The sequence below is a fragment of the Anaerovibrio sp. RM50 genome (genome assembly GCF_000622005.1).
In the GTDB taxonomy this organism is placed as follows: Bacteria; Bacillota; Negativicutes; order Selenomonadales; family Selenomonadaceae; genus Anaerovibrio.
The window spans coordinates 36,151-52,219 of the sequence record NZ_JHWV01000006.1 but is presented as its reverse complement, the minus strand read 5'-3'; the positions used below and the strand labels follow the sequence as shown (position 1 = coordinate 52,219).

Sequence of the window (16,069 nt, the reverse complement as noted above, 5' to 3'; positions counted from 1 at the left end):
AGGATGTAAAAATGGAAACACGGAGGTATTGTAGTCCACTAGGGAGGGACATCGACACCAGCAAAGCCACTAAGGGCAGGGGCTGGAAAGGTTTAAAGGGACATATGGCTCTGGCACTGGCTGTTTCCCTGTGGATAGCGACCGGCGGCGTGGCTGGAGCGACAGCACCAGCGAATATTTATATTCTTAGCGATGGTTCAGTTCATATAAAAGATACAATCAAAGACCAATCCTGTGTTGGCACCATGACGGTTTCTGCGGATAAAAAGACGCTGAGTATTGGTGGGACATGGTCAAGTCCAACTCCAACTCCTGACCCTTCTTGCAACGGCTACTATATCTACGCAGGCAATGCTTCGATTGGTCATAATACAGGCTATACATTGAGCGTAAACGGTGCAACCTTTAATAATGTAGGATATTTGACCATGTACGGAGTCGCAAAAGGGCAAAATGGGTCTACTTTGAGCGATAACCATGTGGTGATTACTGACAGCAAATTTATTGGTGACGCCGTAATTTATGGTGGATATGGCGATTATACCAAAACAATCGAAAACAATACCATTACCATCGCGGGGACACTGGATGCCGCTGGTAAACCAAAGACCAGTTTTTCCGAAGGCAGCAAATATATTTATACCGCAGGGTGTAATGATTATCCAGCCTCAACATATACATTTTCCAATAATACCGTCAATCTTTATGGAGCGGCGGCAATGGAAAGTGTAACCTTTAATGCGATGAATTGGGGCGGTATGGCTGCTCCAGCCCACAGCAACAACGAGCTTCATCTGGGCGGTACAAAAAGCGGGCAGACTGTCAATGACATAGCCATTTCAGCCTGGCAGGGGTACAATGCGGATGGAACAGCGGTTACCAATACAGTAAACACGGTTGATTATTTCGATAAAATTGTTCTTCACAAGGTAAAGTGGGATACGACCACCCCAGCCCTAAAGGCAACCAATGGCTTTACTAATTTTGGCGGCGGGCTGGATATATCCGGCATGACCTTTGAAGGCACCCCGGCTGGAACCATGACGCTTTTGCAGGGGACGACAGGTAATTTCTCTACACTGAACCTGACCTATAATAATGGCACAACAACATCAACAGCGGCACTGGGCGATACTAATCCTACCAGCCAGGTTGTTAAAAATGTTGTGGGTGGAACCAGTGCGGACAAAGGTGTGACCTTGACTTATAATGCAATCCATTCCGTTTCCATTGCAGATACCTCCAAGGTAACCTATTCCATAGGTAACACCGCCACAGGCATTACCCTGGGGAATATGACCTTTGGCACGCCACGGGCCTTGACAGCAGGGGACTTTGACTTTACCGGTGTTACCAATACCAATATAAATACGGCGAACCTTAAATTTACCAATCCTGAGTCGGCAACTGGCACCACCACCTTGCTTACCAATGCGACAAATCTTGCAGTGGGAGAAGATATTGACCATACACAAAACTTCACCAAAGCGGTCAACGGAGCAACCCTGTCAGCCACTCTTTCCGGCAATGTAATCCGTACTACAGAGGGACAGCTGGGTTATGAGGCAACAGGGACAGCCCTCAAGGGGGTCAACCTCACAGGCTGGAATGGCACGGCTTCGTCTGTTCCTGCGGGCTGGACATCGGGCCTCACCGCCAACTCCGTCACGGCGGCGGGCTTTACCGCCCCGACCATTGATGCGGGCACGTCAAAGGATATTTTGACAACTGCCACGGATAATTTCTTTAGTGATACCCAGATTACCGGGGCCATGAAATATGCCCAGCAGGCCGACAGCTCCGACACGATAAACGGCGTTACCCTGACCGGCTCCGAGTCCAAGGGTGTCAAGGCATCTGATGACGGTAAGGCACTGGTCTATGACAGAAGTAATTTCAATGTCAATAATGTATCCTTTGGCTCCATGGCTTGGGGAACTGGTCGTACTGCCAATGGAGCTGGCTATGATTATACAAATGTTGCAGTAAATCTTAGCGGACTGACCTTTAATAATCCGGAGGATGTTACTGCTGATACGAAAACACTCCTTACAGCCAACAATACTCTCCGTAATATTGACGAAACTGTTCATAATGTTTCCTATGGATACAGCCCTGTTTCCGGGGTAACTGTGGATGGAATAATCAACGGCAGTTATAAGGCTACTGGGGGAGAAATCAGCTATACCGCTACAGGCAATAACGCCACCAAGCTCACCTTTGGCAATGTGGAGTGGAAGGACACAGGGGCCCTTATGACCCGCCCGACAAATATTACCTTTGACGGGGCTGATGTGGATACCACACAAATTGCTTTTACCAATAAGGATAGCCTGGATACTGACAATAAAATGACTTTGGTATCAGATTTTGGTACTAGGGTGGGAACCATTAACGGCAACACCTTTAAGCTGGGCAAAGGAACTGGTGAGGGCCATGCCTACTATGAGAGCGGTGATTTGCGCTATGTGGTTACCAAGGGAGCTGTTTCGGAGCCACAGAATGAGAATGCCATTAATCAGGGCGGTGACCCGGTCAGCGGCCATGTGGACGGGGATGTGACTGGTGGCGTGGCCCAAAATGATGGTACAGCATCGGACAACACCAAGGAAGTTCTGGCGGGCAGCGAGGTAACAGGAAGTGTTATTGCTGCTGTCAGTGAAAATGGAGTAGCAACAAATAATGTTGCCAAGGTCACCGATGCCACAATTGGCGGCGATGTTATAGCTGCCCAGAGCACCAGCGGTACCGTCAGCAACGGCAACAAGGCAGAAGTAACTGGCGGCAGTGTTGGTGGCAGCGTTTACGGCGGCAAGAGCGACAGCGGCGAGGTCAACTCCAACCAGGTTGTTATCACTGATGCCAATGTTTCCCATGATGTTTATGGTGGTTTCAGCCAGTCAAAGACCGCCGAGGCTAACCAGGTGGAAGTGAATGGGGGCAATATTTCCGGGGATGTATACGGCGGCAAGAGTGCCGAGGCTTCCAATAATAATGTAATAAACTTCAATGGTGGTACAGCCCACAATCTCATTGGCGGTGGCTGTGATACCGCTGCGGGCAATATTGTAAATATAAATGGCGGTACTGTGGAGAATATCTATGGCGCCAAGACTGGCACCAGTGCCACCAACAATAAGATTTATCTTGGTGGCGGCACTGTTAATCAGAATGTCTATGGCGGCTACAGCGACAGCGGCACTACCTCTGGCAACAGTGTTACTCTGTACGGAACTGCCAATGTTTCCACGGCCAATCTCTATGGTGGCAATCTTGAAGCCACTGGCAACGTTCTTAATATTGGCCGTATAGTGGATGACAATAAAGTCGCCTGGACCGGCGGCGGACAGTCCGTGAAGAATATTTCAAATTTTGAAGCTCTTAACTTTAGTGTGGTTCCATGGAGCGAAAGCACTGCGGCTGTCACAATTTCCAATGGCACAGCCAGTGATCTTTCCATGACCACCGTATCTGCTGAAAATGTGGCCTTTACTGGTGTTGATAAGCTTTCCGTAAGTGATAAAATGACTCTCCTTGACCAGAGCAGGGCAAACAAGAAGGCCACCAAGGTCACCAAGGAATCCAAATTTACTGTAGGTACTGCTGGTGCCGGTACTGGTACCCTTTCCCTTGATGATAACAGCAATGTTATCTATAATGTGGAAACCTTTGGCGCCAGTGAGCGGACCCATAACACCGTTATGGGGGCAGAGGCTACAATGACTGCACTTTCTGCTGGTAATGACTTCATTGGTTCTGCCGTGGAGGGCTTGGCCAACTCGAATAATACAGGTTCTGACGGTCTTGCCACTTATGCCAATATGGGTGGCGGCTCCATGAATGTGGATACGGGCTCCCACGTGAATACCCATACATGGAACGCCATTTTGGCATTGGGGCACAAGAACGAAAAGAAGCTGTCCACCACAGAATACGGTGCCTTCTTTGAATATGGCACAGGAAACTACAGCACCTTTAACGGAGATGAGCGGGGCGACGGCTCCACCCGTTATACTGGCGGCGGTATCCTTGGCAAGTGGCAGAAAAATGACGGCTTCTATGTGGAGGGCAGCCTAAGAATTGGCTCCATCCATGATGATGCCTCCAATGTGCTTCGTGATGGTGCTGGAAATCCATACAGCTACAACACTGATGCCACCTATTGGGGTGCCCATATTGGTGTTGGTAAGGAAATAAAGCTTAATAAGACGGATGTTTTGGACCTTTATGCCAAGTATTTCTATAACCATCGGGGAAGTGCTTCCTTTGATGCAGGGGGCCACTACGACCTTGATGCAGTGGAATCCAGCGTCCTTCGCATCGGCACCCGATATACAGTGAAGAAAAATGAAAACTTCAAGTTCTATGGCGGCATTGCTGTTGAACATGAATTTGCCGGCAGGGCCAATGGAACTGTAACCACACTTGGGGTGCCATTAGCCATCCGTGGGGCAGACATTTGCGGCACCAGTGTCCGTGGCGAAATCGGCGCCACCTTCAGACCAGGGGAAAAGAGCAATGTGACCCTTGATCTGAATTTAAGCGGCTTTGCCGGGAAGAAACAGGGCTTCACTGGGGGACTTTCTGCAGTATTCCATATTTAAGAAAATAATATTTGAAGGGGCTGCTTCGGCAGTCCTTTTTATGGTGCCTGTAATTATTTTAATAAAACCTAAAAATAAATAATAATATAATGTATACAATTATATTATTATTGAATTATTAAACAAGGTATGTTAAAATAATAATATAGTTAATGACAATATTGTAGAAACTTGATTAAGGAGAATGGGCATGGGTCGTGCTGATGAACGGCGGAAAATACAATATGATAAGGCCTGCAAGGAGGTTTTATCCGAGAAGGGGATTATAGGCCATATATTAAAAACTTGCGTAAGGGAATATGAAAATGTCCCTATTGAGGATATAGTTAATAAATATATTCAAGGGACACCAGAAGTGGAAAAGATTCTAGTTCAGCCTGATGATGGCATTTATCGCATTGAGAGTCAGCATATCGAGGATACAAGCGAAGGAGAAAACGCAGTATTCTTTGATGTGAGATTCACTGCATTGGTACCTGATACAGAGGAACTTATTGAGCTGATTATTAACATTGAGGCACAGAACAAATTTAATCCCGGTTATCCCCTTTTGAAACGTGGAATATATTATTGTAGTCGGATGATTTCCGGTCAATATGGAACGGTATTCACCAAATCCCACTATGAGAAAATAAAGAAGGTATATTCAATTTGGGTTTGTACTAATTCCAATAAAGAATGGGAATATAATATTGCCAGGTATGGTATAATAGAAGAAAATATTATCGGCAAGGCGAAAGCAAAAACTTCTCATTATGATTTGTTGTCAGTGGTGATGATTTGTCTTGGAAAAAAACAATATACCGAGCTGGAAGGTCTTTTGAGACTATTAAATCTTGTACTTGTAGATAATGACCTTAAGCAGCAGGAAAAGAAAAACAAACTGGCAGAGGAATTTTCTATAAAAATGACACCAAGGCTTGAAAGGGGTGTACAGGAAATGTGTAATTTGAGCGAAGGCATAGAACAACGTGGAATAGAAAAAGGAATAGAAAAAGGAATAGCACAGGGCAGGGAACAGATGGCAAATGAGACTGTTATTGAAATGCTCAAAGGAAAAATGTCAGTTGACATGATTGCTCGTTTCACTAAGCTCACCGTTGAACAGGTAAAGGAAATTGGCAAGAAAAACGCTTTACTTTGATATTAAGGTCGATTTTAAATCAAGTATGTACAATCATACTAGCCGGGCTTTAAACCCGGCTTTTTTGATGCAATATTTTTAGTTTACCACTACAAAAGTATAACAATATTGTTATAACAGAAAAGTTAAAAGGTCTAAAAATCGACCACTTTTTGCAAAGTCGTTGAATGTTTGGAATATTTGTGATATTTTCTAAAATAAGGAAAAAAATGTGCCTTATGGCACAACAGATAAGCATGGAGGATGTAAAAATGGAAACAAGGAAGTATAAAAGTCCACTAGGGGGGGACATCAGCAATCGCAAAGTTGCTAAGGGTAATGGCTGGAAAGGGTTAAAGGGACAGGCGGCTCTGGCACTGGCCGTATCGCTGTGGATAGCGGTGGGCGGCGTCGAAGCGGCGGATATTACCATCGGAACTGGCGGCGATGTCGCTTCCTGCGACTATGTATACAACGGGCATACCAGCGGCACCGCCAACAACGATGCAGGCGAGCAATCGAACCACAGCACCACCATCACTGCAGGCGGTACAGTAAACTATAGTGCGTATGGCGGCAGTAGCAACAATAGTAATGCTATAAGCAACAGTGTCACCATGACCGGCGGCAAGGTTAGTGGGCATGTCTATGGTGGTTATAGCGGCAGTGGCGAGGCGAGTTACAACAATGTTTCCATTTCTGGCAGTGCAGAGGTAGGACTTGTTTATGGTGGTATGGGCAAAGGTACTGTTAGGGGCAATCAGGTCACCATTTCTGGTGAGGCGAAGCTTGGCGAAGAGGATGGTATTTATGGTGGCTATGTAAGTGGCTATGTAAATAATTCAGGTCTGGCCCAAGATAATATCCTTACTCTGGCCCGGGAAAATCTCAAAGTTAAAGGTATTGGTGCCGGCTACGTTAGAAAGTCCGACGGCACCACTTCCGGCAATGTGCTGATACTACAGGCCACGGGCATTGAAGCCACAAACGAGGTGGGGGCCAATATCATCAAGATTGGCTCCCAGGTGGTATTCAACCCCGCCTGCACTGTAATCAAGGCCAATGACTTTACCATTGGAGTAATGAATGATTCCACCATGGGCACTCTGGACATCTCCGAGGCAACGGGGCTGAACACAGATACCTTTGGTTCAATGACCCTGCTGCAGTCTGGCACCAGGGATGACTTTAAGGTTCTCAAGCTGACCTATGATACAGCTACCCAAACAAATCCAGTGGAGCTGAATGAAGAGCACAAAAGCCAGATAATCAGAGCCTTGATGGGGCAGACCAGCGAGGCGAACGGCGTGAGGCTTGCCTATGATGCGCTGCAGACCGTTTCTATCGATGCTGACAAAACCCAGACCTATAAAAAGGTCACATATGACATCACGGGCAAGGTCAATACCATTACACTGGGGGAAATGAATTGGAATGATGGCCGCAGTGCCACTACTGGCTATGACTATTCAGCTGTGACCAGCTCCGATATAGATGGCACAAGTCTGTCTTTTAAGAATCCAGAAAATATTGGGGTAAATGCCTCATCTATCCTGCTCGCCGCCAATAATACCCTGTCGGATGGGCTGAGCCTCACTGGGCTGACTTCTAATTATAGCTGTGTTCCAGTAACTGGGGTTACTTTGGCTGGGCAGATTACGGGTAATATAGCTTCATCTGGGGGAAACCTTGTTTATACCAACACCGCAAACAATGCCAGCCAGCTGACCTTCACTGACGTGGAGTGGAAGGACAGCGGGGCCCTACTGAATCATGCCACCACTTTGAGCAACGTGTCCTTCAACGGGGCAGCTGTAGATACCTCCAATATTAATTTCACCAATATCAAGGAGCTGGAAGCCAACAAAACCATGACCTTGGTATCTGATTTTGGTAATAGTGTAGGCGAGATTACCGGTACGAAATACAAGGTTGGCTCCACGCTCGAAGGTACGGGCAAAGCGTCGCTCTCCGGCAACGACTTGATTTTCACCGCCGAGACGGGCACTTCACAGGAACAGACGCACAATACGGTCATGGGCGCGGAGGTCGGCATGGCGGCTCTCTCTGCTGGTAACGATTTCGTTGGTGCTGCCACGGAAGGGCTGGCTATGGCAGGGAATACAGGCACTGACGGTATGGCCACATACGCCAATATGGGTGGTGGCTCCATGAATGTGGAAACCGGTTCCCATGTAAAGACCCATACATGGAACGCCATCTTGGCATTGGGCCATAAGAATGAAAAGAAGCTGTCCACCACAGAGTACGGAGCCTTCTTTGAATACGGTACTGGTAACTATAGCACCTTTAACGGTGATGAACGAGGCGACGGCTCAACCAGATATACTGGTGGCGGTATCCTTGGCAAATGGCAGAAGAATAACGGCTTTTACGTAGAGGGGAGTCTGCGGGCCGGTTCTATCCATGATGATGCCAACAATGTGCTTCGGGATGTAAATGGCAATCCATACAGTTATACCACAGATGCCACCTATTGGGGCGCCCATATTGGTGTAGGCCGTGAAATCAAGCTGAACAAGACTGATGTTTTGGACCTTTATGCCAAGTATTTCTACAACCATAGGGGCAGTGTGTCCTTTGATGCAGGGGGCCACTACGACCTTGATGCAGTGGAATCCAGCGTACTTCGTGTAGGTACCCGCTATACTGTAAAACAAAACGATAATATTAATTACTATGGCGGATTGGCTGTAGAGCATGAATTCTGCGGCAGAGCATCAGGCTTTGCTGATGGTGTGGCCATTCGTGGGGCAGATATCAGCGGAACCAGTGTAAGGGGTGAAATCGGCGCCACCTTCAGACCTGGGGAAAAGAGCAATGTTACCCTTGATCTGAACCTCAGTGGTTTTGCCGGGAAGAAGCAGGGCCTCACCGGGGGACTGTCTGCGGTATTCCATATTTAAGATAATAAGGGGCTGCTTCGGCAGTCCCAATTTTTTTAACATTTACTGGTAGTGAAAACACCAAAGCCTTGGTATTACTGAAAAAGGGTCAGTGGAAACGAGTTTGAGTTTTACCAATTTTTTACCACTTTTGAAGGGAAAACTATGCCTATTTTATGCCAAAATATAGCTTTTTGTGATAAAATTATGTGGTAGTGAAATTTTTACAAAGCTAGTAAAATCAAGGTTTTAAAGGGGTTTGAAGAAATGACCAATATATTATTTGTATGCCACGGCAGACGAACTTGCCCCCTTAAAAGACTGGTATTTCAAGCCTTTTGTCAATAACAGACTAACATTTACAACTTTTTTACAATTTTTTATGGATAAGTTATTGAGAGCCTCAGCAAAAAATTATTAAGATAGTAATATTTGACTATCATCTTCACAAATGGGTTTGTGAAGAAAACTCAAAAAATACCAGCTAAAGAGTTATCTTTAGCCCAAAAATACCGTGATGATTACTTAAAGCGACAGGGGTGAGGATAATGAAGACACTAGCTCAATATAAGGAAGAAAAACTAAAAGAGCCAGGTTTTAAAAAGGCCTATGAAGAATTACAACCAGAATTTGAAATTATGCGTGCTATAATTGATGCTCGTACAGCTTCCAATCTTACTCAAAAAGAGTTGGCGGAGAGAACTGGTATCGCACAGACTGAAATTAGTCGCATTGAAAATGGTAGCAGAAATCCAAGCATCAAACTCCTGCAGCGGTTAGCAGAAGGGTTAAATATGAATTTAAGAATCTCTTTCGAGCCGCGTAGCTGAGTCGAGCAAGTTAAAGAGATTGGCAAGAAGAATGCTTTAATCTGATTGTCCTGGATTGTTCCAGATGTTCCGGGTGTTCCAGCAAAATATCAATTACATAATGAAATATACTTTTTGTGTGCCAAGGCAGTATACAAATCCATATCAGACGCGAATAAGAATGCCTTATTATTGAACGATTCACCATTATTACCCTCTCGTTCAACCATCAAACTGCAATTTATATAGGTGATTTTGTTTCCTTGCAAAGTTGGGGCAGGATTTCTTATTAGGGGGCGAATTATCGTAAATAGTGTTTAGCTACAAAAAATGAAAGGTGTATTAAACATGAACAAAATACTGCCAATTAGATGGCTTGCTGTAATGATATTGGGATTATTTCTAATGTTAAGCGGCAAAAGCTGGGCGGCGGAGTTTGAGCCGGTTTCTTATACGGCTTATACGTCTCTGTTCTGGCTGCGTGAGTCCGGGGTGCCGGAGGCTGCGGAATATGCGAATGCTACGGGCAAGACGCATCTTTTATTTACGGGGAAAATCAAGAATTTCTATACCCTGCGTCCTGTGAATATGCTGTATCATGAAATGCGCTATGCTGCTATCAATCAGTATGTGCAGCAGAAAGGGTATAAAAATGTTATGGATATCGCCTGCGGTTTTTCGAGCCGAGGACTGTATATGGCCAGACATGGGGTGAAGTATATCTGGGCAGAGTTCCCGGCTGTGGCAGTTACCGGCAACGGTTATCTGCAAAAATGTCTGAAACCTGCTGAGCTGAAACTGGCAGCCTACGAGGTTGTTGACGCGACGGACAAGCAGCAAATGCTTGCAGCTGCCGATAAAATGGAAGGGCCTATCTGTATTGCCATGGACGGTCTGATGATGTATCTTACCTATGAACAGCAGGCCAGTGTTTTGCAAAACATTAAGGCTGTACTGAAAAAGCATGGCGGCTGCTTTGTTACCTCTGATTTTTCTGCCCGTGATTTTGTCATGGATGCCTCGAAAGTGGTTTATGATGAAAAAAATGCCCGGGAAGTATATCGTGAATCGGCCAGAGTTTATGAGGATATCGCTGGGGCAAACTTTGACCAGAAGTTATTTGCAAGTGATGTGGAAGTACAGAAGTTCATCACGGCTCAGGGCCTTAAAGCACAGCAGATTCCTCTGTTCAGCGAACCTACAAAGCTCTACAGTGAAAAAGGGTTGAACAAAGTACAGCTGAAACGTCTGGACAATCTTAAGAACGAGAAAATTTTATGGCTTATAACGCTCGAATAAGCGGTAGTCAGTTTGCCATGACGCTGAAAAACTTCTCCCAGGCTATGGACTGGATTGCCGATAGTCTGGGAGAAGGCTGAGCCACATGAAATATATATCTATCCAGCCTGGTTTTAAGCACCCCAAATAAGGGAGTTTTCCACAAGAGCAACCTAAACAGCAAAACTTCTTTGAATACGGTACTTCACCATCAAAACAGGACATTCAACAGGACATTGATGGGAAAAACAGGATATTGGCTTTGCTGGCTGAGGCAAAATGTACTGCCAGGACAAGGAACAACATTATGGCTCTATATGATGCCTTTGGTAAGGAAAGAATATTTGGACGTACTGATGTGATAAAAGCATTGGCGATCACACCAAGCCCTGCTTCCGCCTTAATAAAGAAAATGTTGGAACTGGGGTTGATTGAAAATGTTCGTGGCCTAGGGAAAGGGAAATATCGGTTTGTAGTAAGTATTTGCAAGACTGACTGAAACATGATGGCGGTTCAGTAAATTAAGGTTTTACTAATAAAGTGAGTTGATGTATATGAAAAAAAAAGGCGTGATAGCTTCCCTTATCGTTGGGCTCATAGCAATAATTATGGTCCTGGGATATGCAATAGGGACGTATTTTGTTAATTTTGCTTTAAAACGTGGCAACGACACTGACCCGTTGGCTCCACCAGCGGCTTGCTTGAACATACATGACAAAAACCGAACTATTCCAGCGCAGTCTAAGTATAAAAATGAAGAATGGACTGCCACTTCATCTGATGGCAGGCATTTGGCGGCGACTCATTATATTCCTGACAATCCTGGCAGGCGTTGGGCAATTTTAGTTCATGGCTATGGCAGGGACCAACGATATACCGGCGATTATGCGGAAGTATATCTTGAGCATGGTTATCAGGTATTGACGCCAGATCTTTGTGCCTCCGGCAAAAGCGAGGGGCAATATATTACAATGGGTGTTAAGGAAGGTGAGGAAATAGCTATTTGGGCGAACAGGATCAAAGCCCAATACCCTGATGCCCAGATAGTGCTTCATGGTGTATCTATGGGAGCAGCCACAGTTTTGATGGCAGCTGCCAGAGATGATATAACAGGAATTACTGCTGTTATCGAGGATTGTGGTTATACAAGCGCTTATGAAATGTTTTCCAACCAATTAGGTGTTATTTTTGATCTGCCGGAATATCCTATTATGCCATGTGTTGATGTGGTAAGTGGATTAAAGACAGGGGTTAAGGTTTCCGATGCGGCACCTATACGCGTGATAGACCGTATAAAGGCCCCGGTGCTGTTTATACATGGTTCTGCTGACAAGCTTATTCCACCAAGTATGATGGATAGATTATATGATTCCTGCAGGAGCAAAAAGAAAAAAATTATTATAGAAGGCGCGGGACATGGCGATTCTATGACAACAGACAGTGAAACCTATTGGAAAAATATTTTCGATTTTTTGTCAACAATATGATTTCTTTACCTCACAATATATATATATATATCAACCAACCACTTCAGAAAGGCGGATGGTAATAATGAAAAAAGTTATGGCAGTTTTGTTATCAGCTAAGGAGTGTTTTGGGTGAAAATTAATAACGAGCTTTAAGATGTCCCCTTCCATAATATCCCCGAGTAAAACCCCTGCAACCCGTCCGGAAAAAAATCCGACAGTGATTTCCACTGAAACTATAAAGGGACTCAAACAGGATGATGAGGAACAATTACAAGCTATGACTAACCCTGATGCTCAATCAAAAATTGCAACAGAAATGGTATAGCATCGCCGTTAAGTTTGGTTGAGAGCAAAAAATGTAAAATTTAAGCCCTATTCGGGAGGCAAATTAATGCCAGCTGAATAGGGCTTTAGTTTTATGCATCTGTCCGTATTCCTTTATTTTTTGCATAAGACTTTACTACTTCAAGAACATATTGTTGACAAGATGTTCCGGCAGCTGGGTCAAAATCTTCATTGTGAATTTCTGTATTTGATATAATACGAATTCCTAAGAATGGCACCTTATAATTTTTGCAAATATGTGCAGCTGCATGAGCTTCCATTTCTTCACAAGAAGAACCATATTTTTCGTTGTAAAAACGGATCATATCAATTTGCCTATTCCAATTATTACTGCTCGAAATCTTTCCTATGACCACTTTGCCAGCTTGATAATTTCTACCTTCGTCAACAGCTGCTTTTAGCAATTCTGAATCCGCTTTTAGCTCAATTACTCGTTTTTCTGTACCATTTTCATCATAGTAAGTAGGTCTTAGCTTTATATGTCGTCCATCTGCACCGTTACTTTCACGTTTACTAACCCATGCACTCAAATCAATAGTTTCCGCGCCCAAAACTATATCAAATCTATGAAGCGCAGGATCATGTCCCCCTGCAGTTCCTTGATTAATAACTGCAAACGGATGATATGTCTCAATCCCTAATACCGTGGCTGCTGCAGCGTTTGTCATACCAACTGATGTGACAGACACCACCAAAGGTATGCCCTCATAATCTCCACTAATAAAACGCCATCCTCCAATACGCTGTTCTTGTGGATTCTGTAGTTTTTCTATGAGAACATCAGTCTCACATTCCATAGCCCCTTCTATAAGGATTGGGCGTGACGCTTCCGTTAAAAGTGGTGTTACTACTACAAATAAAGCTATTATAAACGTTACAATGTACCTGGTAAAATCTTTTCTCATATATATCTTCACCTTACTATTAACAATTTTATCCGTTAGCATTCTTATTCCGTCGTCAGAAAAATTATATCATTATGTGGTAGTTCTTACCAACGTTTTTGCATAGCAAGTCATATTTATGTACCGTTATTTGGACCACGCCGATTTCAGTGTAACACTTAATATTTATCTTCTGAAGATGCGTTTTAAGGCCGATTTAAAATCAAATAAGTAAATACCACTAAATAGGCAACTTGCCAGTAAGGTGCCTATTTTAGTTTGCAGGAAATTAGCATTATTCTGTTGAAATAAACATCAATGGTTTCATTGTCATTGTGGGAAAATAGCAATTGCAACGGGTGTTTTTAACAAAGGAGATGTTTCTTGATGGAAAAATCATTTTCTATTCCTATGTCACGTCGTAACTTTATGAAATTGATGGGAATGGCAGCTGTAGGAACAGTACTGAGTAGTACTGATGCCGTCCATGCTGCTGCGTCTCTTACGCCTTCCTTGGATTTTGACAAGGCAGAGCTTCCTGTATTCTTTAATGCGGATGTTTGCGTGGTAGGAGGCGGTGCTGCCGGTACTGCGGCTGCCATAAGTGCTGCACGGAAGGGCGCAAAGACAGTGCTGGTTGAGCGGGGGATTTCCCTTGGTGGTCTGGCGACCCAGGGTTGTGTTTTCCCATGTATGCCAACCTTTATTGCTGGCAGTGACACCCCCTACATTACTGATTTGAACAAACGAATGGAAAAGCAGGGAGCCCCCCTTGACTTGGGTATAGAAACGAATACTTATTATGGTGGGGGAAAAGGACAGTATGTACCGGAATATCTCACACTCATCTATGACGAAATGTGTGGGGAGGCCGGTGTAGAGATACTTTATAATGCTTCATTGGTAGGGACCGTGACCAAGGACGGCAAAATCACTGCATGTGTTGTTCAGACTGCTGAGGGTCTTGCCAAGATCAAGGCCAAGGTTTTCATAGATGGTACGGGGGATGCACTGTTGGCTCGATTTGCCGGTGTTCCGACGGAAAAGGGTTCGGAAAAAACGGGTCGCAATCAGCCCATGAGCCTGCGTTTTGAAATGGGTGGCATTGATGTGGGGAAAGTGTATCACTTCTTTAGAAATGATTTAAATGACGACTATGGAAAGGATATTTTTGGACTTGCAGATGATGCCTTAAAGGAAAATCGTCCACCTTTCTTCGAATTTGCGAAATGGAAAAAGAGCGAAAATTTCTTCAAGGAAGGCGTGGCAAAGGGTGAACTTACTGAGGATGACATTCTGTATATTCAGGCATTTACCATTCCAGGCAAGCCAACTGTTATGTCAATGAACTGTCCGGAAATGCCCCCGATGTCCTTTAGTTCAACAGATGCGGTTTCAGCCAGTAAGGCAGTGAGCTTTGGCCGCCGGATGATGCGCCATTTGGCATCATTCTTTATCCAAAATTTGCCTGGCTTTGAGAAGGCCTATATCAGCCGCGAAGCCAGTATGATCGGCGTCCGTGAGTCCTGGCGGATTCGTGGCAAATACTATATGGATGTTGAAGACTATCTGCATGCACGTCATTTCACCGATGCTGTCTGTCGTACAGCTTATCCAGTTGATATCCACGATGTAAAGCTGGATCTATTTAAAAAGCTGGAAAAAGGACAATATTATGAAATCCCATATCGTGCATTGGTGACAAATGAAATTGCAAATCTGCTGGTAGTAGGCCGCTGTGCCAGTGGCAGCTTTGCCGCCCAGGCATCCTTCCGCATCCAACCAACCTGCATGAGCATGGGGGAAGCGGCTGGTATTGCGGCTGCATGGGGACTTGCACATAATATGGAAGTTAATGCCATACAGTGGGATAAAATACCGGCCACAGAGCGCAGCTATGTAAGTGAAGGATAAAATTGTGACGCTCTCAGATGCGTTTTAAGGCCGATTTCAAATCAAATAGGTACAATCACAAACACCAAAGCCTTGGTATTACTGAAAAAGGGTCAGTGGAAACGAGTTTGAGTTTTACCACTTTTTTACCACTTTTGAAGGGAAAATTATGCCTATTTTATGCCAAAATATGGCTTTTTGTGATAAAATTATGGGGTAATGAAAAGCTTGTAATACCAAGGTTTTAAAGGGGTTTTGAAGAAATGACCAATATACTTTTTGTGTGCCACGGCAATATTTGTAGATCAACAATGGCTGAGTTTGTTATGAAGGATATAGTGAAAAAAGCGGGGCAGGAGGGGGAGTTTTACATCCAGTCCAGGGCCACCCACAGGGATGAGCTTGGCTCAGATACCTACTGGGGCACCAAGGAAAAGCTGGACAAGGAGGGAATCCCTTATACAAAGCGCAAGGCCACACTGATGACCAAGGAAGATTATGACAAATATGATTATATTTTGGGCATGGACGACGAGAATATGCACTACATTGGCAGAATTATTGGCTCAGACCCGGACAAGAAGGTTTACATGCTGATGGATTTTGCCGGGGAACACAGAAGTATTGCGGATCCATGGTATACCGGCAATTTTGATGCCACCTTCAATGATGTAATGCGGGGTTGCCAGGGCTTACTGAAGCATATTAATAAGTAAAATTAACTTATCTATTGACGAAGATTGCTGAAAATGATGCTT

10 protein-coding genes are annotated in these 16,069 nt (G+C 44.5%); 9 read left to right on the top strand and 1 reads right to left on the bottom strand.

The features are described 5' to 3' along the window. Window positions 1-11: 11 nt before the first annotated feature. From T525_RS0103770 to T525_RS0103740, 7 genes are all read left to right on the top strand, one after another. Complete coding sequence (locus tag T525_RS0103770; RefSeq protein ID WP_027406107.1) at window positions 12-4,604, top strand: autotransporter outer membrane beta-barrel domain-containing protein; 4,593 nt, start codon at window positions 12-14, stop codon at window positions 4,602-4,604. A gap of 190 nt (window positions 4,605-4,794) precedes the next feature. After that, entirely contained in the window at window positions 4,795-5,748 is a 954-nt protein-coding gene (locus T525_RS0103765; RefSeq protein WP_027406106.1) for a hypothetical protein, read from the top strand. Between the two features lie 251 nt (window positions 5,749-5,999). Beyond that, window positions 6,000-8,654, top strand: coding sequence for an autotransporter outer membrane beta-barrel domain-containing protein (locus T525_RS0103760; RefSeq protein ID WP_027406105.1), 2,655 nt, complete (start codon window positions 6,000-6,002; stop codon window positions 8,652-8,654). 527 nt (window positions 8,655-9,181) lie between these two features. Continuing rightward, on the top strand, window positions 9,182-9,463 hold the full coding sequence (locus T525_RS0103755; RefSeq protein WP_027406104.1) for a helix-turn-helix domain-containing protein: 282 nt from the start codon (window positions 9,182-9,184) through the stop codon (window positions 9,461-9,463). A 327-nt stretch (window positions 9,464-9,790) separates the two neighbouring features. Then, window positions 9,791-10,741 (top strand): hypothetical protein, encoded by a 951-nt coding sequence (locus T525_RS0103750; RefSeq protein WP_156945543.1) that lies wholly within the window; start codon window positions 9,791-9,793, stop codon window positions 10,739-10,741. A gap of 286 nt (window positions 10,742-11,027) precedes the next feature. Continuing rightward, entirely contained in the window at window positions 11,028-11,219 is a 192-nt protein-coding gene (locus T525_RS0103745) for a hypothetical protein (RefSeq protein ID WP_156945541.1), read from the top strand. Window positions 11,220-11,274: 55 nt separating this feature from the next. Then, window positions 11,275-12,207 (top strand): alpha/beta hydrolase, encoded by a 933-nt coding sequence (locus tag T525_RS0103740; RefSeq protein WP_027406101.1) that lies wholly within the window; start codon window positions 11,275-11,277, stop codon window positions 12,205-12,207. 398 nt (window positions 12,208-12,605) lie between these two features. On the opposite strand, the gene mtnN is transcribed toward T525_RS0103740, so the two are convergent. Next, entirely contained in the window at window positions 12,606-13,439 is an 834-nt protein-coding gene (mtnN, locus tag T525_RS14090; RefSeq protein WP_051533382.1) for a 5'-methylthioadenosine/S-adenosylhomocysteine nucleosidase, read from the bottom strand. Between the two features lie 366 nt (window positions 13,440-13,805). Between mtnN and T525_RS0103725 the strand changes: the two genes are divergently transcribed. Then, on the top strand, window positions 13,806-15,332 hold the full coding sequence (locus T525_RS0103725) for an FAD-dependent oxidoreductase (RefSeq protein ID WP_051533381.1): 1,527 nt from the start codon (window positions 13,806-13,808) through the stop codon (window positions 15,330-15,332). Window positions 15,333-15,574: 242 nt separating this feature from the next. Next, window positions 15,575-16,027: a low molecular weight protein-tyrosine-phosphatase gene (locus T525_RS0103720; protein ID WP_027406099.1), complete on the top strand. Its 453-nt coding sequence runs from the start codon at window positions 15,575-15,577 to the stop codon at window positions 16,025-16,027. Window positions 16,028-16,069 lie beyond the last annotated feature (42 nt).